Raw genomic sequence first — 23,023 nt, forward strand, 5'->3', positions numbered from 1 at the left:
ACGGCGCGCCGCTAGTCGCCCGAGGACGCGACGCTGATCACGTTCTCGTTCTTGCGCAGCTTCTCGGCGATCGCATCCACGCTGGTCTGCGACAGCCGGACGAATGACACCGTGACCTCTTCGTGGTCGGGGTCCGTGCCTGGCCTGACCACGAACTGGCGCACACGGGAGGCACGGGCGCCCGCGACCACGTGCAAGGTGTCGATCGACATCGTCCCGCTGCGGACGGTCAGCCGCAATTCGCGCGTTTGCATGCGCCCGCGCCACTTGTCCTCGATTGGCTTTACGCCGGCCAGGATGCCGATCACGATGACGGTGGTCGCGATGCCGGCCACGTAGAGGCCGCCGCCGATGGCGAGGCCGATCGCCGCGACGGCCCAGAGGCTCGCGGCCGTGGTGAGCCCCTTCACCACTTCGCCGCGCAAGAGAATCGTGCCTGCGCCGAGAAAGCCGATGCCCGAGACGACCTGGGCGGCGACGCGGGAGGGATCGAGCACGACCTTGTCCGCTCCCATGACGTCGGCGAAGCCAAAGGCAGAGACGATCATAATCAGGCAGGCGCCGACGCAGACCAGCATGTGCGTGCGCAGGCCCGCTGCCCAGAGCAGCCGCTCGCGCTCGAAGCCGATCACACTGCCGAGCGCGCCCGCCAGGACGAGCCGCGCCACCATCTCCACGTTGCTCAACAAGCCGACCGCCCCCGTCGCTTCGTCGTAAAGATGGAGCTTTCCCGCGCTACAGCCATCGAGACAAGCACCGGCCGCCGCGCTTGACGCTTCCGCGGGCGCGGGTGCAAGGCCAGCGCGACCGATCGCATAGCCCGACGCTCCGGGACCTCAGCCGATGCCACCCCTCTTCGCCATCCCGTTTCCGGCCATCGATCCCGTCGCGATCTCGATCAGCGGCGTGCCGATCGTGAAGTGGTACGCGCTGTCCTACATCGCCGGACTCGTCGGCGGCTGGTTCTACGCAAGGCAGCTGGTGGCGGCCGATTCCCTCTGGGGTGTGGTGAAGCGGCCGAAACTCAGCGACGTTGACGACCTGATCGTCTGGGTCGCACTCGGCGTCGTGCTCGGCGGCCGCATCGGCTACGTGCTCTTCTATAACCTTCCGATGTACTTGGACGACCCCGCCGAGATCCTTGCGATCCGCAACGGCGGCATGTCGTTCCACGGCGGATTCCTCGGCTCGATTTTCGCTCTCCTGCTGTTCGCGCATCGGCGCGGGCTCAACGGTTACACCCTGCTCGACCTTGCCTCGGTGGTGGTGCCGATCGGGCTGTTCTTCGGCCGCATCGCAAATTTCGTGAATGGCGAGCTCTGGGGGCGTGCGGCACCCGATTTCCCCTACGCGATCGTGTTCCCCACCGGCGGGGATGTGCCGCGATATCCGAGCCAGCTTTTCGAGGCGACGGCGGAGGGGCTACTGCTCTTCATCGTCATGGCGATCAGCGTGCGCCGGTTCGGCTTCCGCAAGCCAGGGCTCCTCGGCGGCATCTTCGTCCTCGGCTACGCCATCACCCGGACCTTCTGCGAGTTCTTCCGCGAACCCGATCCGCAACTCGGCTTCCTGTTCGGACGTGAGGTCGGCGCGCTGGGTGGAGGCATCACCATGGGCATGCTCCTGTGTGTACCCATGGCCATCGTGGGGATCATGTACATCGTGCTCGCGGCACGCGGCGTGACCCGGCCGCGTCATCCCGAGGTCGAGGTCCAGGCTGAGGCGGGCCAGATCTGACCACCCTCAGTCCAGAGCCCACGCCGCTCTTAACGGAGATCGCGGCCGAGATCCGTGAGAACGGCCCGATCGGGCTCGATCGCTACATGGCCCTGTGCCTCGGGCACCCGGTCCACGGCTATTATCGGACGCGCGATCCCCTCGGACGCGGCGGCGACTTCGTCACCGCGCCCGAGATCAGCCAGATGTTCGGCGAACTGATCGGCGTTTGGATCGCCGCAACCCGCGCTGCGATGGGCTCGCCCGAGAGGCTGAACCTCGTCGAGCTGGGTCCAGGCCGCGGCACGCTGATGGCGGATGCCTTGCGGGCTCTGCGCTCAGCCGCACCCGGTGCCGCGATCGATCTCCACCTCGTCGAGACGAGCTCGGTTCTGCGCGCGCTCCAGGAGGATCGACTTTCCGCGGTCTCGCCGCAGTGGCACGAGGCCGTCGACACCCTGCCCGACGGGCCGGCCATCGTCGTCGCCAACGAATTCTTCGATGCACTGCCCGTCAGGCAGTTCGAGCGGCGGGAGACCGGCTGGTGCAAGCGGCTGGTCGGCCTGTCGCCAGACGGGACGCGTCTGGTGCGCGGCCTGTCGCCCGAGCCGGACCGAACGATCGCGCGGGACGCGCCGGTCGGTGTCGTGTTGACCGTGCCGAGCGCGGCGCTCTCGATCGCGCGCGCACTCGCTGGACGGTTCGTGCGCCAGGGTGGCGCTTTGCTCGCCATCGATTACGGGCATCTCCGGCCAGGGTTCGGCGACACGTTGCAGGCGCTCTCCTGCCATCGCTTTGTCGATCCGCTGGAGACACCTGGCGAGGCCGACCTCACCACCCATGTCGATTTCGCCGCACTCGGCTCCGCCGCCTCCACGGAGGGAGCGCGCATCCACGGTCCCGTCGACCAGCGCGATTTCCTAGGCGCCCTCGGCCTGCGTCTTCGCGCCGACCGGCTGAAGCAGCGCGCGACGCCAGCTCAGGCCGAGGCGATCGAGGCGGCGCATGCACGGCTGGTCGATCCGTCGCGTCGCGGCATGGGCTCCCTGTTCAAGGTGCTCTGCATCAGCCATTCCTCGCTCGACGCGCTGCCCGGCTTCCCGGCGCCGGCGTAACCACGTCCCCCGCAACGATCGCCCGCCCGGACCCGCCATGTTCATCGAAGCGCCCGAACTCTCCTCGCATTCGTATGTGCGGCACGCCTTCTTCACCCGGCAGGGCGGCGTCTCGGAAGGTCTCTACGCGTCCCTCAATGGCGGCATCGGCTCCCGCGACGAGGCGGCTCTCGTCGTCGAGAACCGGGCGCGGATGTGCGCGCAACTGGCGCTGCCGACGGATGCCATGGTCAGCCTCTACCAGGTGCACTCGAACCGGGTGGTGACCGTCGAGGCGCCGTTCCAGCTCGACGAGCGTCCGCAGGCCGACGCGATGGTGACGCGAGTTCCGGGGCTCGCGCTGGGCATCGCCACGGCCGATTGCGGGCCGATCCTGTTCGCTGATCCCGAGGGCCGCGTCGTCGGTGCGGCCCATGCCGGCTGGAAGGGCGCGTTGACTGGCGTGATCGCCAACACCGTCGCAGCCATGGAGGCGCTCGGAGCGGATCGCAGCCGCATCGTCGCCGTGCTCGGGCCGACCATCTCGCAGGCCGCCTACGAAGTCGGAGGGGAGTTCGTCGACCGCTTCCGCGCCGAGGCGCCAGGCTCGGAACGCTTCTTCAGCGAGGGCGAAAAGGCCGGGCATGCGCAGTTCGACCTGCCGGGCTTCATTCTGGCTCGCCTGCAGGAGGCCGGTATCGGCGAGGCCGCCATCCTCGGCATGTGCACCTACGCCGACGAGGAGCGCTTCTACAGCTATCGCCGTACGACCCATCGCGCCGAGGACGATTACGGCCGGCTGATCTCGGCGATCGCCCTGACTCCCTGATCCTCGACGCCGAAACCGAGTGCGGCACCGCACATCGCTGGTTCCCTAGGCCTTGGTATCCCGCTCTCGGAACTTGGCCGTACGGGTTCCACCCCTGCGACAACTTGTCCAATAAAACAGGGGAAAAAAGCTCGGCGGTAAGGCAACCTTGACCGTTTGGTGGCGTTTTAGCCTCAAGTGACCAAGGGAACGGCAACCATCGCCACAAAGGGGCCGCCTTCGGGACGGCTGGCGTGGTTGCAGCGCAACAGCATCCCCTCGGTTGCTGGAATAGATACGGGGAACCGCGTCGGACCTGCCTGCGGGCGGATCGGCGCAGAGTAAAAGGGACCAGTACGATGAAATCTTTCCTCCGGGGCGCGACCGCCCTCGCTGCCATCGCTCTCGCTGGCTCGGCCTTCGCTGCCGACCTCCCGCGCCGCGCTGCGCCCCCGCCGGTGTTCGCTCCGATCCCGGTCTTCACCTGGACGGGCTTCTACGCCGGTTTCAACGCCGGTTACGGCTTCGGCACTTCTGACAACAACACCCCGACCGTGCTCGGCGTGAACGGCGCCAGCACCCTGGTTCTGCCGGGCACGACAGCGGTCATCGCCTTCCCGGGCCAGCGCAGCAACGACGGCTTCGTCGGCGGTGGTCAGATCGGCTACAACTATCAGTTCACGCCGGGCTCCGGCTTCGTGATCGGCGTCGAGGCCGACGCCCAGTACGCCGATTTCGGTCGCGATCGTAACCGCTTCGTCTCCAGCGGCCCGCTCGCCGCTCGCGCCGTGTTCAACCCGAACGGCCTCTCGGGCCTCGACTACTTCGGCACCGTTCGCGGCCGTCTCGGTTACGCCTTCGATCGTACCCTCGTGTACGGCACCGGCGGTTTCGCTTACGGCAGCGGCGGCGGCAGCCAGTTCGGCACCGGTGTCTCGTCGAACGACTTCCAGACCGGTTGGGTCGCAGGCGGTGGCGTCGAGTACGCCCTCCCGACCGACTCCTTCCTGAACTTCTTCAAGTCTTCGGCTGTGACGCTGAAGGTCGAAGGTCTGTACGTGAACCTCGATCGCAACAGCAACAACAGCGCAGGCGCTTTCGCCGTCAACAACGCCGGCGCGCTTGTCACCACCACGAGCCCGGGCGTCATCGTCGCCTCCGGCAACCAGCGCATCCGCGACACCGAGTTCGCTGTCGTCCGCGCCGGCATCAACTACAAGTTCGGCTCGTACTAAGCCGAACTTGGGGGGCGATCCTCGCGGTCGTGCCCGATCAAGCTCTACCGCCTCGGTATCGCTCAGGAAGCCCGGCCTCACAGCCGGGCTTCCGTCGTTTCAGGCGGATGTGGGCTACGGTTCGCGCATTGGTTTTCATCCCGCGGCTCCTGCGCGCAGCGCAAAGTTCGCGGCGACCCCTGACAAAGCTGTCGCAGCCCCCCCATCTCTCAGGCGTCATGCGGTGGCGTTGCTGCCGCCCGCCCTCAGGAGGACGGCCTATGAACAGCGAAGAACGCGACATCATCAACGGCATCTTCCAGCGGCTCGAGCAGGCTGGAAACCAGCAGCGCGACGCCGACGCCGAGCGCTTCATCGGCGATAAGCTGCGCAGTCAGCCCTACGCGCCCTATGCGATGGCTCAGCTGATCTATGTGCAGGAAGAAGCGATCAAGAGCCTGAACCAGCAGCTCGAACAGGCCAAGCAGCAGGCGCCGCAGCAGCCGCAGGGCGGTGGCGGCTTCCTGTCGAGCATCTTCGGCGGCGGCGCTCGGCAGGATCCGCAACAGCAGCAACGTACGGCCGGACAGCCCTGGGGCAACCAGGGCGGCCCTCAGCAAGGCTATCCGCAGCAGGGCGGCTATGGTGGACAGCCGGCCTATGGCGGCGGTCCGCAGCAGGGCGGTCCCTGGGCTGGTCAGGCCCAGCAGCCACCGGCACGCGGCGGCGGCTTCCTCGCCACCGCCCTTCCGATGGCTGCCGGTGCAGCCGGCGGCATGCTCCTCGGCAGCGCCCTGTCGAACGCTTTCGCAGGAGGCCACTCGCACCTCGGCAGCTCTGCGGCGGCGGGTCTCGGCGGTGGCGACAATATCACCGAGAACAACTTCTTCGGGAGTGGCGGCGACAACCAGGATCTCGGTTCCGCGCTCGGCGGCGGCAGCGATTCCGCCAGCTTCGACGACGCTTCGTTCGACAATGACTCGGGCGGCGATTTCGGAGGCGGCGGCGACGACGATTGGGTCTGACCGTCGCGGATACGAATGACGAGACGCAAAACAAAAAGGGCCCTGGTGTGGAGCGATCTACACCGGGGCCTTTTTCGTCGCCGTGATCGTCAGATCACTTCGACGCGCGTGCCGACCGGCGTCCGCTCGTAGAGGTCGATGACGTCCTCGTTCATCATCCGGATGCAGCCCGACGAGACCGCTTGGCCGATCGTGTGCGGCTCGTTGGTGCCGTGGATGCGGTAGAGCGACGAGCCGAGATACATGGCGCGGGCGCCGAGCGGGTTGGCCGGGCCACCTTCCATGTGACGTGGCAGATCGGGGCGGCGCAGCAGCATCTCGGCCGGCGGAGTCCAATCCGGCCATTCGCGCTTGGCGCTGATCGTCTTGGTGCCGTGCCAGAGGAAACCGGGCCGACCGACGCCGATGCCGTAGCGGACGGCGCGGCCGCCGCCCTGCACGAGATAGAGATACTTGGCGTTCGTATCGATCACGATCGAGCCGGGGCGCTGGCCACCGGAAAACTCGACGACCTGGCGCTCGTAGCGCGGGTCCACCGCACGGCCGATCGCGGCCTCCTGGGGCGCCGCCTGCGGGGGGAGGGCGGCGAGGCGCGTCCGCGGGGGCAACGACGCTTCGGGGCTGTTGCCGGAATAGGGATCGCCGTCGGGATAGCGCATCGCGTCCGGGCCGCCATAGCCGTAGGCCGCCGGGTGGCGCGGCAACACGCCATCGTCACGCAAGACGGGACCCCGTGCACGAGCCGGCGCAGGGCCGCCGCCCGTCACCAGATATTCGATGAAGCCACCGCCGTATTGGCCGGACTGCGACTGAGCTTGCGCAGCCGTCGCCGAGAGAATGCCGGCGATCCCGGCCGCGCACAGAGTCACCGTCAAACGCATCGCATGTCGTCCTCATCGCGCCCGGGACAGCCGGCGGGGCTGACGCGGGGTTGTCTGGAACGAGCTTCGCCGGGCGGTGCGAGAAAGCGGTGAAGGAACGTGGTGAATCGTTCACGACGTTCCGGAATGCATCCCACGGCAACCTTAACAAAAATCCGATCGATTTCAGTGACTTGTTGGCAAGAAGCGGCTTGCGCCGAGTGGCCCGCAGATCATGTTCGGCCTGCGGACGAGACGATTCGTCGTGAACGGACGGTAAATGCGCGAGCTCCGCCGCATTCTTTCAGCAATTGGAAACCGTTTTGCGGGATTTTCACCTGCCATCCCTGCTATGGGCCGAAGCCGACCGATGACCGCAAAACGCTACCGCATCGAGGATACCCTCGGCCTGAGTCTCGACATGCAGGCCGAGTCGGCGGCGGCGTCGCCGGCCCGAGCGGCCCAGCTCGATGAGATCCTCTCCGCGATCCAGGATCTCAAGCGCCTCACGCAGGCCAGCGCCGGCGAGACCGTCGATGCCTGTCGCCGCGAGCTGAGCGAGGCCTTCGCCATGCGCTCCGAGCTCGACCTGATGAAGGACGCGATCACGCGCACCAAGCAGGAGATCGCGAACCTCCACCGCTCGGACAGCGCCGGCAAGGGCATGCGCCGCGTCGCGGGTGAACTCGACGCCGTGGTGGAATCGACCGAGGCTGCCACCTCGACCATCCTCGGCGCGATCGAGGAGATCGAGACCAACGCCAACATGCTGCGCGGCCAGCGCCTTCCGCAGGCGACGCAGGCCCACGTCGACGTCATCCTCGAACGCGTCATCGTCGCCTACGAAGCCTGCAACTTCCAGGACCTGACCGGCCAGCGCATCAGCAAGATCGTCAGCGTGCTGAAGTTCGTCGAGGAGCATCTCGACCGCATGATCGAGGCCTGGAGCGGACTCGACAGCTTCCGCGAACTGGTCACGGTCGACGCGCCCACGGTCGACATCAACGACGAGAAGTCGCTGCTGAACGGGCCGAAGCTCGACGAGGATCCCGGCCACGTCGATCAGTCGGACATCGACGCCCTGTTCAACTGATCCAGGCACGCCCGGCCCTTCCAAGCGGAATCGCCGGGCCTTACATCGGGGCCATGAGCCGGCCCGGACCCCGATCGAACCAAGGCGACGTTCCCCCCGACGGGTTCGATGCCGCCGAGGACGAGGAGCCGGAGGCTCCCGCTCTCGACGATGCCGCCGAGATCGACTTCGATTTCGAGCCCGGCGCGGTCGCGGCCGGCACCGAGGTCATCAAGCGCTTCTGGTCGACCCTGCCGGGTTCGCCCGGCGTCTACAGGATGTTCGACCACAAGGGAGACGTCCTCTACGTCGGCAAGGCCAAGAACCTGAAGGCGCGCGTCGGCTCCTATGCCCGCGGCCAGGCGCATTCCAATCGCATCGCCCGCATGATTTCGCAGACGGCGGCGATGGAGTTCGTCACCACCGCCACCGAGACCGAGGCCCTGCTGCTCGAGGCCAACCTCATCAAGCAGCTGAAGCCCCGCTTCAACGTGCTGATGCGGGACGACAAGTCGTTTCCCTACATCCTGCTCACCGCCGACGGGCCGGCTCCGCAGATCGTCAAACATCGCGGCGCGCGGCGGCGGAAAGGCAGTTATTATGGCCCCTTCGCCAGCGTCTGGGCGGTGAACCGCACGGTGAACGCGCTGCAGCGCGCCTTCCTGCTGCGCACCTGCTCGGACAGCTACTACGAGAACCGTAGCCGGCCCTGCCTGCTCTTCCAGATCAAGCGTTGCTCCGGCCCCTGCACCGGCGAGATTTCCGAGGGGGACTATGCCGGGCTCGCCGAGAACGCGCAGGCCTTCCTCTCCGGCAAGTCCAATGCCGTGAAGGACCGGATGCGCGAGTCGATGCAGGAGGCCTCGGACGCGATGGAGTTCGAGCGCGCCGCGCGCTTCCGCGACCGGATCGCCGCGCTCTCGACGATCCAGGGCACGCAGGGCGTGAACACGCAGGGCGTCGAGGAGGCCGACGTCTTCGCCCTCGACGAGCAGGCTGGCCAGTTCTGCATCGAGGTGTTCTTCTTCCGGAACCACCAGAACTGGGGCAACCGCGCCTATTTCCCCAAGGCCGACAGAAGCATGAGCCCTGACGAGGTGCTCGCCTCCTTCATCGGCCAGTTCTACGACGATAAGCCGGCTCCGCGTGCGGTCCTGGTCAGCCATGCCATCGAGGATGCCGAACTCGTCGCTGCCGCCCTGTCGAGCCGCGTCGAGTACCGCGTCGAGATACACCAGCCGCAGCGCGGGGAGCGCAAGGCGCTGGTCGATTACGCGCAGCGCAATGCCAAGGAGGCCCTCGGCCGCCGGCTCGCGGACACGGCGTCGCAGGGCAAACTGCTCGCGGCGCTCGGCCAGGCCTTCGGGCTCGACAAGGCTCCGCGGCGGATCGAGGTCTACGACAACTCGCACATCTCCGGCACGAATGCCGTCGGCGCGATGATCGTCGCCGGGCCGACCGGCTTCATGAAGACGCATTACCGCACCTTCACGATCAAGTCGGAGGAACTCGCCCCCGGCGACGATTTCGGGATGATGCGCGAGGTGCTGCATCGCCGCTTCAGGCGTCTGGTCAAGGAGGCGCCGCGCACGCCCAAGGAGGCGGCCGTCGCTGCGGCGGAGGGCGGCGCGCCTGAGCCCGTCCCAGAACCGGAGGTCGACGGCGACGCGTTTCCGGCCTGGCCCGACCTCGTCCTGATAGACGGTGGCAAAGGTCAGCTCGAAGCGGCGCGTTCGATGCTGGAAGAGGTCGGCGTCACCGACGTCGCGCTGGCCGGCATCGCCAAGGGACGCGACCGCGATGCCGGCCGCGAGACCTTCTTCATCCCGGGCAAGGCACCGTTCAAGCTGCCGCCGCGCGACCCGACGCTGTATTTCGTCCAGCGCCTGCGCGACGAGGCCCATCGCTTCGCCATCGGCACCCACCGGGCCAAGCGCAAGCGTGAACTCGTCCGCAACCCCCTCGACGAGATCGCCGGCATCGGGCCGACGCGCAAGCGCGCGCTGCTCCACCACTTCGGGACCGTGAAGGCGATCCAGCGCGCCGCCTTGGAGGACCTCGCCCAGGCTCCCGGCGTGAATGCCGCCACGGCAAGGGCCGTCTACGACTTCTTCCATGCAAACGCCTGAGCCCACGTCTCAAACGCCACGGTTGACGCCCTCGCGGGCGCGTGATTTCTCCGCGCCGATGAACGCGGTCTTTCCTCAGAGGCGCTCGCAGGCCTGGACGCTGGCGAATTGCCTGACCTATGGCCGCCTCGTCGCGGTCCCGGTGCTGGTGGCGCTGTTGTTCTGGCCCGAGGAGCACACGGCCCGCTTCGCGGCACTCGGCGTCTTCATCGCGGCTGGCATCACCGACTATCTCGACGGCTACGTCGCCCGCACCTACGCGCAGAGTTCGGCACTCGGGCGTATGCTCGATCCCATCGCCGACAAGCTGCTGGTCGCGGCCTGCCTGCTGATGCTGGTGGCCGACCACACCATCGGCGGCACATCCGTCTGGGCGGCGATCGTCATCCTATGCCGCGAGGTGCTGGTCTCGGGCTTGCGCGAATATCTCGCCGAACTGAAGGTCGGCGTGCCGGTCAGCAAGGTCGCGAAATACAAGACCACCGTGCAACTCGTCTCGCTCGGCTTCCTCGTCGCGGGGCCGGCCGGCGAGACCATCCTGCCAGGCACGGTCACCATCGGCCTCGTGCTCTTGTGGATCGCCGCGGCTCTGACGCTCTATACCGGCTGGGATTATATGAGAGCCGGTATCAGGCACGTCATCGACGAGCCTTGAGGTGGTCGGGGTCGCCGTGAAGCTCGTGTATTTCGCCTGGGTCCGTGAACGGGTCGGCAAGGCCGAGGAAACCGTCGCGCTGCCCGCTGAAGCCAGGACCGTCGCCGACCTCGTCGCCTGGCTCAAGAGCCGCGGTGAGGAATACGCCTACGCCTTCGAGAACGAGGGTGTGGTGCGCGCTGCCATCGATCGCGTCCATGCCCGCACCGACAGCCCGATCGCGGGAGCCCAGGAAATCGCGTTCTTCCCACCGATGACCGGCGGCTGACCCGAGCGGGTCAAAGAGACACTCCGCCGGGGCGCCGGGAACGGTCTCGGCCGCTCGATCCTCGCCGCGCGAACGACCGGCGGTCGCCGGGACATCGGGAAGCAGGGAAAACGCAGGGAGCTATGCTAAAGGCCGAGCGCGCGGCGATAAGGGGGTGATCGATGGCGGATGTGCCTCAAGAGGATCTGGCCAAACTGATCTACGCGGCGACCTTCGCCGAGGAAGCCTTGAAGGCCGTGTACGAGCGGCACGGGATCATCGTGGCCCGGGAGGCCATGGGCGAGCTCGCGGCCGCGATCAGGCTGCTCGAGTCCTATTCCGCATCGTCGAAACCAGACGCTGCACCCATGGCAGAGGCGGGCGGCCGCTAGGCGGCGGCAATCGAGGACCTGCCTGGGTCCTGGTTATACTATTCGAGGTGGGACCGGGCGGGAGCTGTTGAGACTTGATCGCCCGGTCCCTATCGCGCGCCGACCTTGGGAAGGTGAGACACGTCGATCGTCTGGCGGAGGCCGTCCCGGCGCCGTCATCCGGCAGCCGCGACAGCCTTTCCGCGTCTGAGTTCGCCCCTCGTCAGTACTTGCTGACGACCGCGATCGGGGCCGGTGCCGGGGGATTGTAGAGCGGCACGATCACGCGAAACATGCCGTCCGTGCTGTAGTTGGTCTTGGTGATGCCGGTGATGGGCTGGGCGTAGGTGACCGTCGAGACGACGTCCGTCGCGACGATGGCCTGCACCGAGAACTTCCCGAAATCGTAGCCGATGAGGCCACCGACCGCGAAACGGCCGGCACGCCCGCTCTGGGTGCCGAAGATGCCGGCCGTGGCGCTGGGATCCAGATTGATCGCGCCATAGGCGACCGGGCCGATCTCGAATTTCGCCTTGCCCTCGTTGAAAAGGTCGAACTTCTTGGTCGCGGTCAGGTCGAGGAGCAGCGCGTCCGAGATCCGGAATGGGCCACGGGTGTTGAAGCCCGGGAGGTTCGCACCGTCGAATTTTCCGGGCGAGTCGTAGAAGTTGTAGGTCAGGTTGGCGGTGAGATTGTAGCCGGCGCCGGTGTAGCTGCCCGCGAAGCCGATGCGGTAGGTGTTCGAGGAGAGCTGCGGTAGCAGCGGTGCCCCGGCGAACGTGCCATTGTTCAGCCGCACCACGCCGCGGTCGGCATCGAGGTCGTTCAGGTGGACGGCGCCGAGAAGGCTGACGCCGAAATTGTTGCCGAGATCGAACGCCCAGATGCCGCCGAGCAGGGTGCCGACATTGACCGAGAGATCGCGGACACCGGTCGCTCCGCCTGCGCGACCGTAGGCGGAGACGGTCGGCTGCGCGGCTAGGAGCTCGAGGCGACCGCCGAGCGGCGTCCAGGGCGTCGACCAGACGAGGACCGGGACGTTGATCGAGGTGTCGGCGGCACCCGTCAGGGTCGACGAGGGCGCGCTGGGCGAGCGGTAGATGAAGGTGTCGATAGCGTAGACGCCCTCTGGCAGCGGAGCGCCGACGGCAAGGCCGACCTGCTCGCCGGGGATCGTCGTCGCCTGGGCGAAGGCGCCCGTCGCCGCCAGACCGAGCGAGAGCGAGAGTGCTCCCGTCGCGAGAATATGCTTCATGGTCAGACCCCTTTTTGTTGAGTTTCGAGCAGCCGACATCGGCCACAGCCACCGGCTGCGTTGGGTGAGTCAATGATCACTCAGCAATCATTGACCGGAAAAGCATTCAATTTGACTGTTTTTCTAGTCTATACAGTTATTGTGCACTGCGATTTGCTTGAGTCTACTCAAAATCATCTTCGAAGAATGATGAAACGCGTGTCGTTGCAAGAAGAGCACATCTCGATGTGACGACGCCCGGACAGCTCCTGCCTCGGGGCGCCTCCCATTCAAATGTAGGCCGAGGCCAAGGCCGGCGACTGCTCGAGTACGTGGGCCATGACTTCGAGAGCCTGGGTGATCTCGGCGCGGGTGGCCAGCCCTCCGAGGCAGACCCGCGCGGCTTCCGGCGGCTTTCCGGAGGTGCAGAAGGCATCGCTGCCGACGACACCGAGGCCGACGGCGCGGGCCTGGCTCGCGAAGGCCGAGCGCGTCCAGCCTTCCGGCAGCGAGAGCCAGAGGTGGAAGCCATGAGGATCGGCCTGGACCAGCTCTGGCGGTAGGAGCCGTGCGGCGATCGACTGGCGGTTGCGCGACTCCGTGCGGATGAAGCCGAGGACCGCCTCCGCCGTCCCGTCGTCGATCCAGCGGGTCGCCAGGGACGTGGTTAGTGGCGAGGCCATCACGGCCGTCGCGCGCAAAGCGGCGGCCAGGGGTAACGAGGCGCGGGCGTTCGGGGCGACCAGATAGGCGATGCGCAGGCCCGCGCCGAGGCACTTGGCCAGTCCGGCGATGTAATAGGTGATCTCGGGCGCCAGCGTCGCGAAGCTCGGCGGCGGCGTCGGGCAGACGAAGGCGTAGGCGTCGTCCTCGATGATTGTGACGGCGTAGCGTCGGGCTACCTCAATGATGGCTTGGCGCCGTCCTCGCTTGATCGTGGCGGTGGTCGGATTCTGCAGGAGCGGGTTGAGGTAGATGGCCTTGGGAGCCGCGCGCGTGCAGGCGGCTGCGAAGGCCTCCGGGTCGACGCCGTCCTCATCGATCGGCAGGTCGACGAGCTGTAGCCCACGCCGAGCAGCGAGTGCGCGGATGCCGGGATAGGTCAGCCGTTCGACGCAGATCGCGTCTCCCGGTTGCGCAACGGTGTCGAGGATCGCGCCGAGCGCGCTGTGCGTGCCGGGGCAGATCAGCAGCCGGTCCGAGGTCGCGATGACGCCGCGGCGGCTGAGCCAGCGCAAGGCCGCCGCCTTGTCGTGCTCGGTCCCCCCGAAGCCCTGGTAGCGCAGCAGGTTCGGAAGCTCCGCGGCGAGCGCGGCATAGCCGGCGCGCATCCGCGCGATGAGCGCGGGGTCATCCGGTTCCGGCGGCAGATTCATCGTGAAGTCGACCGCGCCGCGATGAGCCGGTGGAGCCGCCCGTTCGCGCCCGGCCGGATCCGTCACGAAGGTGCCCTGCCCGACGCGTCCTTCTACGAGACCGCGCTTCTGCGCCTCGACGTAGCCGCGCGCCACCGTGGTGAAGTTGAGATCGAGCGCCTCGGCCAGGGCGCGCTGCGGCGGCAGCCGCGTCCCCACCGCGAGCCGACCGGTACGGACGTCCTCGGCCAGCGCCTCGACGATCGCGAGGTAGTGCGGCTTGCCCCATCGTCTGAGGTCCGGGTTCCAGGAAATCATGCCCGCGGCATCCATCCAGCCTTTGATCCGGTCAATTCAGTATTGAATGGATAGCAAGCTCCATGCCGATCGCATCAATGCGACGAAAGAAATGGTGCTCGTTGCGATAATTTCGAGAGATCAATTCAATCCAGTCAAATAGAGACTGGGATTGATGCAGTTCATGCATGCGAAATATGCGCGATGCTCAATTCATGAACAGCACGTGATTGATCGTATCTTCGGGCTAATTGAACGGATTTATGAGCGAAACTCGCCTGGACTTGATCGGATCTCGGTGCTGGCACGGGCCTTGCCATTCCCTGTTCGATCGGCAGCGGGGCTCGCTGCGGAGCAAGATCAGGGAGCACACACATGCCGGCCGTCACTCACGAACAGCACAAGAAGGGCGACTTCTTCGTCGATTACGAGGAGAAGGTCTTCGAGGATGTGAAAGCAGAGCCCGGTCAAAAGGCGCTCGTCACCTTCCACACCGTCGCCTTCGAGGGCTCGATCGGCTTCGTGAACCTGCTCCAGGCGACCCGCCTGCTGCGCAAGGGCTTCGAGACCTCGATCCTGCTTTACGGGCCGGGCGTGACGCTGGGCATCCAGCGCGGCTTCCCGACGCTCGGCGACGAGGCCTTCCCGGGCCACCAGAACTTCAACAACCAGATCGCGAAGTTCATCTCGGAAGGCGGCAAGGTCTATGCCTGCCGTTTCGCCCTTCAGGCCCTCTACGGCCATGGCGAGCCCTCGCTGATCGAGGGCATCCGGCCGATCAGCCCGCTCGACGTCCTCGACCTGTCGCTCCTGCACAAGCGCGACAACGCGGTGATCATCGACACCTGGACCCTCTGACGCGACCACCCCGGCGGCCGCACGCTCGCGGCCGCCGCCCAAGCCGGAGTCACGCCATGTCAGAGAACCGGATCGTGCGGGCCGCTGCCGTCCAGATCGCGCCGGACCTCGAGAACCCGGACGGGACGCTCGAGCGCGTCCTCAACGCCATCGACGAGGCCGCTGCCAAGGGCGCGCGCTTCATGGTCTTTCCGGAGACCTTCGTCCCCTACTACCCGTATTTCTCCTTCGTGCTGCCGCCGGCCCTACAGGGCGCGGAGCATCTGCGCCTCTATGACCGCGCGCCGACCGTGCCGGGACCGGTCACGCAGGCGGTCTCCGCCGCGGCGCGGCGGCACGGCGCGGTGGTGGTGCTCGGCATCAACGAGCGCGACCACGGCTCGCTCTACAACGCGCAGCTGATCTTCGATGCCGACGGCACGCTGAAGCTCAAGCGCCGCAAGATCACGCCGACCTATCACGAGCGCATGATCTGGGGTCAGGGCGACGGCGCCGGCCTCGCGGTCGTCGACACCACCGTCGGGCGCGTCGGAGCGCTGGCCTGCTGGGAGCATTACAATCCCCTCGCCCGCTACGCGCTGATGGCGCAGCACGAGGAGATCCACGCGGCGCAGTTCCCGGGCTCCCTCGTCGGCCAGATTTTCGCCGACCAGATGGAGGTGACGATCCGGCACCACGCGCTGGAGGCCGGCTGCTTCGTCGTCAATGCCACCGGCTGGCTCACCGACGAACAGGTCGCTGCCGTCTGCCCGGACGAGCGCCTGCGCGGGGCCTGCCGCGGCGGCAACTGCACGGCGATCGTCTCCCCCGAGGGCCGGCATCTCGCCGACCCGCTCGGACCCGGCGAGGGCATCCTGATCGCGGACATGGACCTCGCCCTCGTCACCAAGCGCAAGCGGATGATGGATTCCGTCGGCCACTACGCCCGGCCGGAACTGCTCAGCCTCAACCACGACCGGCGCCCCGCCGCGCCGGTCCATGCCTCGGCCGACTTCGAGACTGCCCCGACATCCTCCGGCACCAGGAATCGCGATCATGAGCGACAGCCCGCTTCTGACCAGCCCTCTCTCGCCCTCGCCGCCTCCGGAAGCCTCTGTGATGGCGGCGGGCATGCCGACCGAGCGCCTGATCAACGCCTTGCAGTCCTTCGGAGTCAGGCTGGCTGACACCTCCGCCGGCGTCGCGAGCCGCCGCGGCGGGGCCGGGCCGTCCGACCACAAGGCGATGACCATCGCCGGCCGCACGGTGATGGTCCCGGTGCACACCGCCCCGGCCTTCGAGTCGCCGTTCCTGGTCCGCCGTCCAGGCCCCGACGGCTTCTCGGAGATCGAGCATGACGGCGCGGTGATCGGCCGGGTGACCTTCCCGGGCAAGCCGCGCTTCTACGGGCTCTCGACCTTCGACGGCGTGCCCTATTCGAAGATCGCGGTGCTGCACGGGCGCGACGTCCTGGCCACGACGATCCTGCAGACCTGCATCCGCTACCAGAGCCGCACCAAGACCTGCCAGTTCTGCTCGATCGGCCAGTCCCTCGCGGCCGGACGTACCATCGCGCACAAGAGCCCGGCGCAGCTCGCCGAGGTCGCCCGCGCCGCGGTGCTGCTCGACGGCGTGAAGCACATGGTGATGACCACCGGCACGCCGAATGCCACCGATCGTGGCGCCGCGGTGCTCTGCGAGAGCGCCTTTGCCGTGAAGGCCGCCGTCGACCTGCCGATCCAGGGCCAGTGCGAGCCGCCGGACGACGACCGCTGGTTCGAGCGCATGAAGGCCTCCGGGATCGACGCGCTCGGCATGCATCTCGAAGCCGTCACGCCGGAGGTGCGCGCCCGCATCATGCCGGGCAAGGCGAGCGTGCCTCTGGAGCGGTACTACTCGGCCTTCGAGGCGGCCGTTCCGGTCTTCGGTCGCGGCCAGGTCTCGACCTACATCCTGGCCGGCCTCGGCGACACGCCAGAGGCGATCCTGGCGATGTCCGAGCGCCTGATCGGCATGGGCGTCTATCCCTTCGTGGTGCCCTTCGTGCCGATCTCCGGCACGCCGCTCGAGAGCCATCCCTCGCCGAGCCCCGATTTCGTTCACGCGATCCTGCAGCCGCTCTCGCAGATGTTGGAACGCGCAGGGCTTCGCTCCACCGAGATCAAGGCTGGCTGCGGTCGCTGCGGCGCCTGCTCGGCTCTGTCGAGCTACGAGCGCACGAGGGTCGCGGCATGATCTTCGAGCCCTTTCCGGCCTATCGCCCAAGCTACTTCCACGTGAAGTTCGCCACCGCGCCCTGGGAGCGACAGGCCTGCGCGGCGCTTCGCCGGCAGGTCTTCTGCACCGAGCAGGGCATCTTCGAGGGCGACGACCGCGATACGATCGACGGTCACGCCATCCCTATCTGCGCTCTCTCGACCCTCGGCGGCGAGACCGATGCCGTCGTCGGCACGGTACGCATCCACGAGGTTGCCAAGCGGCCCGGCGAGTGGTGGGGCTCGCGTCTTGCCGTGTCGAAGGCATTTCGCGGCACGGCCGCCCTCGGGGCCGGCCTGATCCAGGTCGCCGTCTCCTCGGCCCATGCGCGGGGCTGCACGCGTTTCCTGGCCCATGTGCAGGAGCGCAACGTGGCACTGTTCCAGGCCCTGCATTGGGAGAGTCTCGACGCGCTCGACCTGCATGGGCGTCCGCATCACCTGATGCAGGCGGATCTCGCTGCCTATCCGCCGATGCGCGACCCCGAGACCGGGCTCGTCACTCTGCGCAAGGCGGCGTGATGAGCGTGGCCGTCGACATCGAGGCCCTGGCCCGCCAGATCCGCGACGCGCGCGGCGTTGCGCACAAGCGCGACATCGATGCGGTGGTCACGCGGCTCGGGCTCGGCAGCCGCGACGCCGCCGTTCCGGTCGGCGACGATTGCGCCGCGATCCCCAACGGCGACGAGCATTTGCTGCTCGCCATCGAAGGATTCATCGACTCCTTCGTCGCCGCCGATCCGTATTTTGCCGGCTATTGCGGCGTCATGGTCAACCTCAGCGACGTCGCCGCCATGGGCGGACGGCCGATCGCGGTGGTCGACGCGCTCTGGAGCCGCGATGCGACCCAGGCTGACCCGGTTCTCGCGGGCCTCGCCGACGCGGCGGCGATCTACGGCGTGCCTGTAGTCGGCGGCCATACCAACACCCGCGCCGAGGCGGGCAACCTGGCCGTGGCGGTGCTCGGCAAGGCGGGGCCGCGCCTGCTCACCAGCTTCGACGCACGGCCCGGCGACGACCTCGTCGCGGTGATCGACCTGCGCGGCCGCTTCCGTGAGCCGAACCCCTATTGGGATGCCTCCACCGGCTCGCCGGCAGAGCGGTTGCGCGGCGATCTCGCCCTGCTGCCGGGTCTCGCCGAGGGCGGCCTCTGCAAGGCTGCCAAGGACATCAGCATGGCCGGCATCGTCGGCACCGCGCTGATGCTGCTCGAATGCTCGGGCGTCGGTGGCCTGATCGACCTCGACGCGATCCCGCGGCCCAGCGACGTCCCGCTCGCCCGCTGGCTCACGGCCTTCCCGAGCTTCGGCTACCTCCTCAGCGTCCGGCCCGACCGCACGCCCGAGGTGCTGTCGCGGTTCTCGGAGCGCGGCATCGCGGCAGCGACCATCGGCACCATCGATGCGAGCCGGGTGGCGCGCGTGTGCGATGCCGGCGGAGACGAGGCGGTGGTCTGGGATTTCCTGGCCGGTCCGCTGATCGGCTGCGGCGCGGCGGAGCCGTCGCCATGAGGCCGCTGCGCATCGCCATCCTGACCCATTCGGTCAATCCGCGCGGCGGCGTCGCGCATTGCCTGTCGCTGGCCGAGGCGCTCTGCGCCATGGGACACGAGGCGGTGGTGCACGCACCCGACACTACCGGGGAAGGTTTTTTTCGCGACGCCCGCTGCCCGACGATCTCCGTCGCGGCCAAGCCCATCGACGGCACGACCGCCGATCTCGTGCGGACCCGCATCAACGACTACCTGCGCCATTTCGGCTCGCCTGCGGCCTGCGATTTCGACGTCTTCCATTGCCATGACGGCATCGGCGGCAACGCGCTCGCCACCCTCAAGCATCGCCGCCTGATCCCGGGCTTCGTTCGTACCGTCCATCATCTCGACCACTTCGACGACCCGTCGATCGCCGAGTGGCAGGACCGGGCCGTGCGCGAGGCGACGCGCCTGCTCTGCGTCAGCCGGGTCTGGGCCGATTGGATCGGCGACGAGTTCGGAGCGGAGGCCGAAATCGTCGGCAACGGCGTCGACCTCGACGCCTTCCAGGACCGGCCGACCGAGGCGGATGCCGTGGTGCGCGAGCGCTGGGGTCTCGGAGCAGGTCCGATCGTGCTCGGCATCGGCGGCCTGGAGGAGCGCAAGAACACCGCAGGCACCATCGAGGCCTTCGCGCGCCTTCGCGAGACCCATCCCGGCGCCCAGCTCGTCCTGGCCGGAGGCGCCTCGCTGCTCGATCATACCCCCTACCGCGCCCGCTGCCTCGCGACGCTCGATGCCCTCGGCCTCGCCACCGGGCCGGGCAAGCCCGTGGTCGTGACGGGGCCGGTCCCGAACGATCAGATGCCGGCCCTGTACCGGGTGGCGGACATGCTCGCCTTCCCGTCCTGGCGCGAGGGTTTCGGGCTCTGCGTGCTCGAGGCGATGGCCTGCGGCACGTCCGCCATCGTCTCCCGCCTGCCGCCCTTCACGGAATATCTGGAGCCCGGCGACGCACTCTTCGTCGATCCGGCCAGGCCGCGCGACATCGCCGGGGCCATGGCCTCGACCCTGGTGCCGGAGATCCGTGCCGCCCTCCGTGCGGCCGGCTTCAAGCGGGCCGCAGCCCATTCCTGGCGCGCCTGCGCCGAGCGCCATCTCGACGCCTATGCGTCCTGCGCCAGCCTGAGACCGGAGCCGATCCATGCCTGAAATGCGCTTCCACGTGCTCTGGCCGGATGGCCGCCGCGAGGCCTGCTACTCGCCCTCCCTCGTCGTGCAGGACTTCCTGACGCCGGGCGAGAGCTACGCCCTCGCCGACTTCGTCGAGAAGAGCCGCACTGCGCTGACCATCGCGAGCGAGCGCGTGCGTGAGAAGTACGGCTTCGCCTGCTCGTCCGCCCTGGACCAGCTCGCTCGCATCGAGAGCGCGGCCGAGCGCCAGGCTCCCGGCGGCCGCGTCACCGTCGAGACCTTCGATCTCTGAAGCAATCGGACCAGCAAGGAGCTGCGGCCATGACCTCCACCTCCCGTCACGTCCCCGTCGCCATCGTCGGAGGCGGCCAGGCCGGCCTCTCGGTGAGCTATCACCTCAAGCAGCGCGGCATCGACCATCTCGTCTTCGAGAAGCACCGCGCCGCCCATAGCTGGGCGACCCAGCGCTGGGACACGTTCTGCCTCGTGACGCCGAACTGGCAGTGCGATCTACCGGGCCATCCCTATGACGGGCCGGACCCGCACGGCTTCATGAAGAAGGACGAGATCGTCGAGTATCTGAAGGGCTTCATCGCCAAGGTGAAGCCGCCGATGCGCGAGGGCGTCGCGGTGCGCCAAGTCCAGCGCCGCCCCGACGGGGTCTTTTCCGTCGAGACCTCGGACGGCGATTACACCGCGGACGAGATCGTCGTGGCCTCGGGCGGCTACCACACGCCGATCATCCCGCGCATGGCGGAAAAGCTGCCCGGATCGATCACGCAGATCCACTCGAACCAGTACCGCAACCCGGCCCAGCTACCGGAGGGCGAGGTATTGGTGGTCGGTTCCGGCCAGTCCGGCGCGCAGATCGCCGAGGACCTGCATCTCGCCGGCCGTAAGGTTCACCTTGCCGTCGGCGACGCGCCGCGCTGCGCCCGGTTCTACCGTGGCCGCGACGTCGTCACGTGGCTCGCCGACATGGGCTATTACGAGATGTCGGTGGACGAGCATCCGCTGCGGGATGGCGTCCGCGACAACACCAACCACTACGTCACTGGCCGCGACGGAGGCCGCGATATCGACCTGCGCCGCTTCGCCAACGAGGGTATGACGCTCTACGGCGTGCTGGAGGATTACGAGGCTGGCGCCCTGCGCTTCCGCGACAACCTCAAGCGGTCCCTCGATCAGGCCGACAAGACCTATAACGGCATCAACGCGGCCATCGACAAGCACATCGCCGAGAAGGGCGTCGAGGCGCCGAGCCAGGATCATTACAGCCCTGTCTGGGAGCCCGGCGAGCCGGTGACCGCGCTCGATCTCGCCGCGAGCGGCATCACGTCGATCGTCTGGTGCATCGGCTTCACGCCGGACTTCAAATGGCTCGACGCCTCGGTGTTCAACGGCGCCGGCCGGCCCAAGCATGCGCGCGGCATCACGAGCGAGGCCGGAGTCTCTTTCATCGGCCTGCCCTGGCTTCACACCTGGGGATCGGGCCGGTTCGGCGCGGTCGGCCGCGATGCGGAGCACGTCGTGCAGGCGATCGAGAAACGGCTCGGGACCGAGCGGTTCGCCATGAAGGTCGCGGTCTGAGCCGCTGCCGGCCGCGATCGACGCCCGGGCAGCGGCTCCGATAACCGCAAGCCGCCCCGCACACATCGTTCAGGAGGGGACTGTTGTCGGTGCCGCTGCCCTGCGGAAAAGATCGCCATTTCGAAATAACGTCAGAGTTCCGACGATCGAGAACAATGCAGCGCAGGTCAGCCATAACCCGGGCATTGCGCGGTTTGCGGTCTCGTGGATGAGATAAGTGCAGACTGCGGGCGTAAATCCGCCGAAAATCGCCTGCGCCAAGCTGTAGGCGAGGGAGAACCCGGTGGCTCGGACTTCGGCCGGCATGATTTCGGTCAGAGTGACGACCATGACGCCTTGGTAGCCGCCATAAAGGAACGACATCCACATCAACACGGCAAAGAGTCGTACGAACGAAGGCTCGGACACGAGCCAGGCCATGACCGGATAGGCCGTGATGGCAATCAACACCGAGAAAGTGATCAACACGGGCAGACGCCCGACGCGGTCTGACACCGCCCCCATCACCGGCACCCAGATGAAGTTGGCGACGCCGACGCAGACCGTGACGACGAAGCTGTCGTTGGCGCTCAAACCCAACACTTGCCGAGCATAAGTCGGGGTGTAGGCGGTGATCATGTAGAAGAACACGCTCGTCAGCGTGACGAGCAGCACGGCCTTCAGCACGATCGCCCAGTTCTGCGCGAGCGAGCCGTAGATCTCACCGAGGGTGGGCTGGCGGCGCTTGGTGCGCTGCGCGAATTCCTCGCTTTCGTGCATCGAGCGGCGGATCCAGAACAGCACCGGCACGATCATGCAGCCGATCAGGAAGGGGATGCGCCAACCCCATTCCAGCATCTGCTGCTCGGTGAGAAGGCCGCGTAGGCTCACGCCGATGACGGCCGCGAAGACGACGGCCACCTGCTGGCTCGCCGATTGCCAACTCACGTAGAAGCCGCGGTTCCCGGGGGTGGCGATCTCCGAGAGATACACGGAGACGCCGCCGGATTCCGCTCCGGCCGAGAAACCCTGGAGCAGCCGTCCGATCACCACCAGGGCCGGCGCAGCGAGGCCGATCGTGGCGTAGGTCGGGGTGAAGGCGATCAACGCGACGCCCACCGACATGATGGCGAGGCTGAGGATCAAGCCGGCGCGGCGGCCGTGCCGGTCGATGTAGGCACCGAGCACGATGGCCCCGAGCGGGCGCATCAGGAAGCCGATGCCGAAGGTCATCAGCGACAGCATCAGCGAGACGAACTCGTTGTCGTTCGGGAAGACGGCCTGCGCCACGGCCGAGGCGTAGAAGCCGTAGACCATGAAGTCGAACATCTCGAGGAAGTTGCCGCTGACGACGCGAACGACGTCACCCTTGGTTGGCGGCCCTTTGACTGTGGCGTCCATCATTCCCTCCCATAACACCGGTTCGAGCGCTTCGAAGTCTGAAACGCGATGACCCAACTGCCTGTTGTTCTATTATTCAGAACAGCGGTCTATGATTTGCTACAATAATGAGAAGTCTTCTTATTCGTCAACTGGATTGAGCAGCATTGTGCAGTGCTCCGACTCGCCTGTTCTCCCCGCGGAAAAATTCTTCTGGTTCGTGTGACGTCGCCGCTTGAC

23 protein-coding genes are annotated in these 23,023 nt (G+C 67.2%); 18 read left to right on the forward strand and 5 right to left on the reverse strand.

The annotated features are described in order from the left end of the window. Nucleotides 1–11: 11 nt before the first annotated feature. Entirely contained in the window at nucleotides 12–689 is a 678-nt protein-coding gene (locus tag GGR33_RS03720) for an MgtC/SapB family protein (protein ID WP_183502001.1), read from the reverse strand. Nucleotides 690–843: 154 nt separating this feature from the next. Here GGR33_RS03720 and lgt point away from each other — a divergent pair, with 154 nt between their 5' ends. The 5 genes from lgt to GGR33_RS03745 all read left to right on the forward strand — a co-directional run bounded on the left by lgt (nucleotide 844) and on the right by GGR33_RS03745 (nucleotide 5,857). Beyond that, a complete protein-coding gene (gene lgt, locus GGR33_RS03725) occupies nucleotides 844–1,737 on the forward strand; it encodes a prolipoprotein diacylglyceryl transferase (protein WP_183502002.1) in 894 nt (297 codons plus the stop codon). A gap of 86 nt (nucleotides 1,738–1,823) precedes the next feature. Then, nucleotides 1,824–2,831, forward strand: coding sequence for a class I SAM-dependent methyltransferase (locus GGR33_RS03730; protein ID WP_183502003.1), 1,008 nt, complete (start codon nucleotides 1,824–1,826; stop codon nucleotides 2,829–2,831). A gap of 37 nt (nucleotides 2,832–2,868) precedes the next feature. Further along, nucleotides 2,869–3,639, forward strand: coding sequence for a peptidoglycan editing factor PgeF (gene pgeF, locus GGR33_RS03735; protein ID WP_183502004.1), 771 nt, complete (start codon nucleotides 2,869–2,871; stop codon nucleotides 3,637–3,639). A gap of 338 nt (nucleotides 3,640–3,977) precedes the next feature. Continuing rightward, nucleotides 3,978–4,853, forward strand: a complete 876-nt coding sequence (locus tag GGR33_RS03740) for an outer membrane protein (RefSeq protein WP_183502005.1) — start codon at nucleotides 3,978–3,980, stop codon at nucleotides 4,851–4,853. A gap of 260 nt (nucleotides 4,854–5,113) precedes the next feature. After that, nucleotides 5,114–5,857, forward strand: coding sequence for a DUF2076 domain-containing protein (locus GGR33_RS03745; RefSeq protein WP_183502006.1), 744 nt, complete (start codon nucleotides 5,114–5,116; stop codon nucleotides 5,855–5,857). Nucleotides 5,858–5,946: 89 nt separating this feature from the next. On the opposite strand, the gene GGR33_RS03750 is transcribed toward GGR33_RS03745, so the two are convergent. Beyond that, the gene (locus GGR33_RS03750) at nucleotides 5,947–6,738 is read right to left on the reverse strand and encodes a L,D-transpeptidase (RefSeq protein ID WP_183502007.1); all 792 of its coding nucleotides are present in this window, start codon (nucleotides 6,736–6,738) and stop codon (nucleotides 5,947–5,949) included. A gap of 349 nt (nucleotides 6,739–7,087) precedes the next feature. Here GGR33_RS03750 and GGR33_RS03755 point away from each other — a divergent pair, with 349 nt between their 5' ends. The 5 genes from GGR33_RS03755 to GGR33_RS03775 all read left to right on the forward strand — a co-directional run bounded on the left by GGR33_RS03755 (nucleotide 7,088) and on the right by GGR33_RS03775 (nucleotide 11,212). Then, entirely contained in the window at nucleotides 7,088–7,810 is a 723-nt protein-coding gene (locus tag GGR33_RS03755; RefSeq protein ID WP_183502008.1) for a protein phosphatase CheZ, read from the forward strand. A 53-nt stretch (nucleotides 7,811–7,863) separates the two neighbouring features. Beyond that, nucleotides 7,864–9,918: an excinuclease ABC subunit UvrC gene (gene uvrC / locus GGR33_RS03760; protein ID WP_183502009.1), complete on the forward strand. Its 2,055-nt coding sequence runs from the start codon at nucleotides 7,864–7,866 to the stop codon at nucleotides 9,916–9,918. A gap of 58 nt (nucleotides 9,919–9,976) precedes the next feature. Then, a complete protein-coding gene (pgsA, locus tag GGR33_RS03765; RefSeq protein WP_246412755.1) occupies nucleotides 9,977–10,573 on the forward strand; it encodes a CDP-diacylglycerol--glycerol-3-phosphate 3-phosphatidyltransferase in 597 nt (198 codons plus the stop codon). 16 nt (nucleotides 10,574–10,589) lie between these two features. Next, nucleotides 10,590–10,841 carry a molybdopterin converting factor subunit 1 gene (gene moaD / locus GGR33_RS03770; RefSeq protein WP_183502207.1) on the forward strand — a complete coding sequence of 84 codons (252 nt, stop codon included), beginning with the start codon at nucleotides 10,590–10,592 and terminating at the stop codon, nucleotides 10,839–10,841. A gap of 161 nt (nucleotides 10,842–11,002) precedes the next feature. Next, nucleotides 11,003–11,212: a hypothetical protein gene (locus GGR33_RS03775; RefSeq protein WP_183502011.1), complete on the forward strand. Its 210-nt coding sequence runs from the start codon at nucleotides 11,003–11,005 to the stop codon at nucleotides 11,210–11,212. Between the two features lie 202 nt (nucleotides 11,213–11,414). Here GGR33_RS03775 and GGR33_RS03780 read toward each other — a convergent pair whose 3' ends face one another. Then, a complete protein-coding gene (locus tag GGR33_RS03780) occupies nucleotides 11,415–12,446 on the reverse strand; it encodes a transporter (RefSeq protein ID WP_183502012.1) in 1,032 nt (343 codons plus the stop codon). Nucleotides 12,447–12,715: 269 nt separating this feature from the next. After that, on the reverse strand, nucleotides 12,716–14,098 hold the full coding sequence (locus tag GGR33_RS03785) for an aminotransferase-like domain-containing protein (protein WP_246412757.1): 1,383 nt from the start codon (nucleotides 14,096–14,098) through the stop codon (nucleotides 12,716–12,718). Between the two features lie 354 nt (nucleotides 14,099–14,452). On the opposite strand from GGR33_RS03785, the gene GGR33_RS03790 reads away from it, so the two are divergent. From GGR33_RS03790 to GGR33_RS03825, 8 genes are read left to right on the forward strand one after another with little or no spacing between them, the layout of a single operon-like run. After that, nucleotides 14,453–14,935 (forward strand): MSMEG_0572/Sll0783 family nitrogen starvation response protein, encoded by a 483-nt coding sequence (locus GGR33_RS03790; RefSeq protein ID WP_183502014.1) that lies wholly within the window; start codon nucleotides 14,453–14,455, stop codon nucleotides 14,933–14,935. 56 nt (nucleotides 14,936–14,991) lie between these two features. Beyond that, complete coding sequence (locus GGR33_RS03795; RefSeq protein WP_183502015.1) at nucleotides 14,992–16,101, forward strand: Nit6803 family nitrilase; 1,110 nt, start codon at nucleotides 14,992–14,994, stop codon at nucleotides 16,099–16,101. Continuing rightward, nucleotides 16,046–17,149, forward strand: coding sequence for an MSMEG_0568 family radical SAM protein (locus GGR33_RS03800; protein ID WP_183502209.1), 1,104 nt, complete (start codon nucleotides 16,046–16,048; stop codon nucleotides 17,147–17,149). Before GGR33_RS03795 ends, GGR33_RS03800 begins: the two co-directional genes overlap by 56 nt. Next, nucleotides 17,146–17,691 carry an MSMEG_0567/Sll0786 family nitrogen starvation N-acetyltransferase gene (locus GGR33_RS03805; RefSeq protein ID WP_183502016.1) on the forward strand — a complete coding sequence of 182 codons (546 nt, stop codon included), beginning with the start codon at nucleotides 17,146–17,148 and terminating at the stop codon, nucleotides 17,689–17,691. Before GGR33_RS03800 ends, GGR33_RS03805 begins: the two co-directional genes overlap by 4 nt. Further along, nucleotides 17,691–18,680, forward strand: coding sequence for a sll0787 family AIR synthase-like protein (locus GGR33_RS03810; RefSeq protein WP_183502017.1), 990 nt, complete (start codon nucleotides 17,691–17,693; stop codon nucleotides 18,678–18,680). Before GGR33_RS03805 ends, GGR33_RS03810 begins: the two co-directional genes overlap by 1 nt. Continuing rightward, nucleotides 18,677–19,852 carry an MSMEG_0565 family glycosyltransferase gene (locus GGR33_RS03815; RefSeq protein ID WP_183502018.1) on the forward strand — a complete coding sequence of 392 codons (1,176 nt, stop codon included), beginning with the start codon at nucleotides 18,677–18,679 and terminating at the stop codon, nucleotides 19,850–19,852. Before GGR33_RS03810 ends, GGR33_RS03815 begins: the two co-directional genes overlap by 4 nt. Further along, nucleotides 19,845–20,126, forward strand: coding sequence for an MSMEG_0570 family nitrogen starvation response protein (locus GGR33_RS03820; protein WP_183502019.1), 282 nt, complete (start codon nucleotides 19,845–19,847; stop codon nucleotides 20,124–20,126). Before GGR33_RS03815 ends, GGR33_RS03820 begins: the two co-directional genes overlap by 8 nt. A gap of 29 nt (nucleotides 20,127–20,155) precedes the next feature. Beyond that, nucleotides 20,156–21,424 (forward strand): MSMEG_0569 family flavin-dependent oxidoreductase, encoded by a 1,269-nt coding sequence (locus GGR33_RS03825; protein WP_183502020.1) that lies wholly within the window; start codon nucleotides 20,156–20,158, stop codon nucleotides 21,422–21,424. A gap of 69 nt (nucleotides 21,425–21,493) precedes the next feature. Here the strand turns inward: GGR33_RS03825 and tcuC are convergent, their stop codons facing one another. Then, the gene (gene tcuC, locus GGR33_RS03830) at nucleotides 21,494–22,804 is read right to left on the reverse strand and encodes an MFS transporter (protein WP_183502211.1); all 1,311 of its coding nucleotides are present in this window, start codon (nucleotides 22,802–22,804) and stop codon (nucleotides 21,494–21,496) included. Nucleotides 22,805–23,023: the final 219 nt, after the last annotated feature.

Origin of the sequence: Methylobacterium brachythecii, assembly GCF_014196345.1 — a bacterium.
In the GTDB taxonomy this organism is placed as follows: Bacteria; Pseudomonadota; Alphaproteobacteria; order Rhizobiales; family Beijerinckiaceae; genus Methylobacterium; species Methylobacterium brachythecii.

Coding starts and splice junctions, on each gene's coding strand:
- GGR33_RS03780 (WP_183502012.1), bottom strand. CDS start 12,446: ATGAAGCATATTCTCGCGACGGGAGCACTCTCGCTCTCGCTCGGTCTG.
- GGR33_RS03775 (WP_183502011.1), top strand. CDS start 11,003: ATGGCGGATGTGCCTCAAGAGGATCTGGCCAAACTGATCTACGCGGCG.
- pgsA (WP_246412755.1), top strand. CDS start 9,977: ATGAACGCGGTCTTTCCTCAGAGGCGCTCGCAGGCCTGGACGCTGGCG.
- GGR33_RS03820 (WP_183502019.1), top strand. CDS start 19,845: ATGCCTGAAATGCGCTTCCACGTGCTCTGGCCGGATGGCCGCCGCGAG.
- GGR33_RS03825 (WP_183502020.1), top strand. CDS start 20,156: ATGACCTCCACCTCCCGTCACGTCCCCGTCGCCATCGTCGGAGGCGGC.
- GGR33_RS03790 (WP_183502014.1), top strand. CDS start 14,453: ATGCCGGCCGTCACTCACGAACAGCACAAGAAGGGCGACTTCTTCGTC.
- GGR33_RS03785 (WP_246412757.1), bottom strand. CDS start 14,098: ATGATTTCCTGGAACCCGGACCTCAGACGATGGGGCAAGCCGCACTAC.
- GGR33_RS03815 (WP_183502018.1), top strand. CDS start 18,677: ATGAGGCCGCTGCGCATCGCCATCCTGACCCATTCGGTCAATCCGCGC.
- GGR33_RS03810 (WP_183502017.1), top strand. CDS start 17,691: ATGAGCGTGGCCGTCGACATCGAGGCCCTGGCCCGCCAGATCCGCGAC.
- GGR33_RS03740 (WP_183502005.1), top strand. CDS start 3,978: ATGAAATCTTTCCTCCGGGGCGCGACCGCCCTCGCTGCCATCGCTCTC.
- GGR33_RS03750 (WP_183502007.1), bottom strand. CDS start 6,738: ATGCGTTTGACGGTGACTCTGTGCGCGGCCGGGATCGCCGGCATTCTC.
- GGR33_RS03730 (WP_183502003.1), top strand. CDS start 1,824: ATGGCCCTGTGCCTCGGGCACCCGGTCCACGGCTATTATCGGACGCGC.
- tcuC (WP_183502211.1), bottom strand. CDS start 22,804: ATGGACGCCACAGTCAAAGGGCCGCCAACCAAGGGTGACGTCGTTCGC.
- lgt (WP_183502002.1), top strand. CDS start 844: ATGCCACCCCTCTTCGCCATCCCGTTTCCGGCCATCGATCCCGTCGCG.
- GGR33_RS03805 (WP_183502016.1), top strand. CDS start 17,146: ATGATCTTCGAGCCCTTTCCGGCCTATCGCCCAAGCTACTTCCACGTG.
- GGR33_RS03800 (WP_183502209.1), top strand. CDS start 16,046: ATGCCGACCGAGCGCCTGATCAACGCCTTGCAGTCCTTCGGAGTCAGG.
- GGR33_RS03755 (WP_183502008.1), top strand. CDS start 7,088: ATGACCGCAAAACGCTACCGCATCGAGGATACCCTCGGCCTGAGTCTC.
- pgeF (WP_183502004.1), top strand. CDS start 2,869: ATGTTCATCGAAGCGCCCGAACTCTCCTCGCATTCGTATGTGCGGCAC.
- uvrC (WP_183502009.1), top strand. CDS start 7,864: ATGAGCCGGCCCGGACCCCGATCGAACCAAGGCGACGTTCCCCCCGAC.
- GGR33_RS03745 (WP_183502006.1), top strand. CDS start 5,114: ATGAACAGCGAAGAACGCGACATCATCAACGGCATCTTCCAGCGGCTC.
- GGR33_RS03795 (WP_183502015.1), top strand. CDS start 14,992: ATGTCAGAGAACCGGATCGTGCGGGCCGCTGCCGTCCAGATCGCGCCG.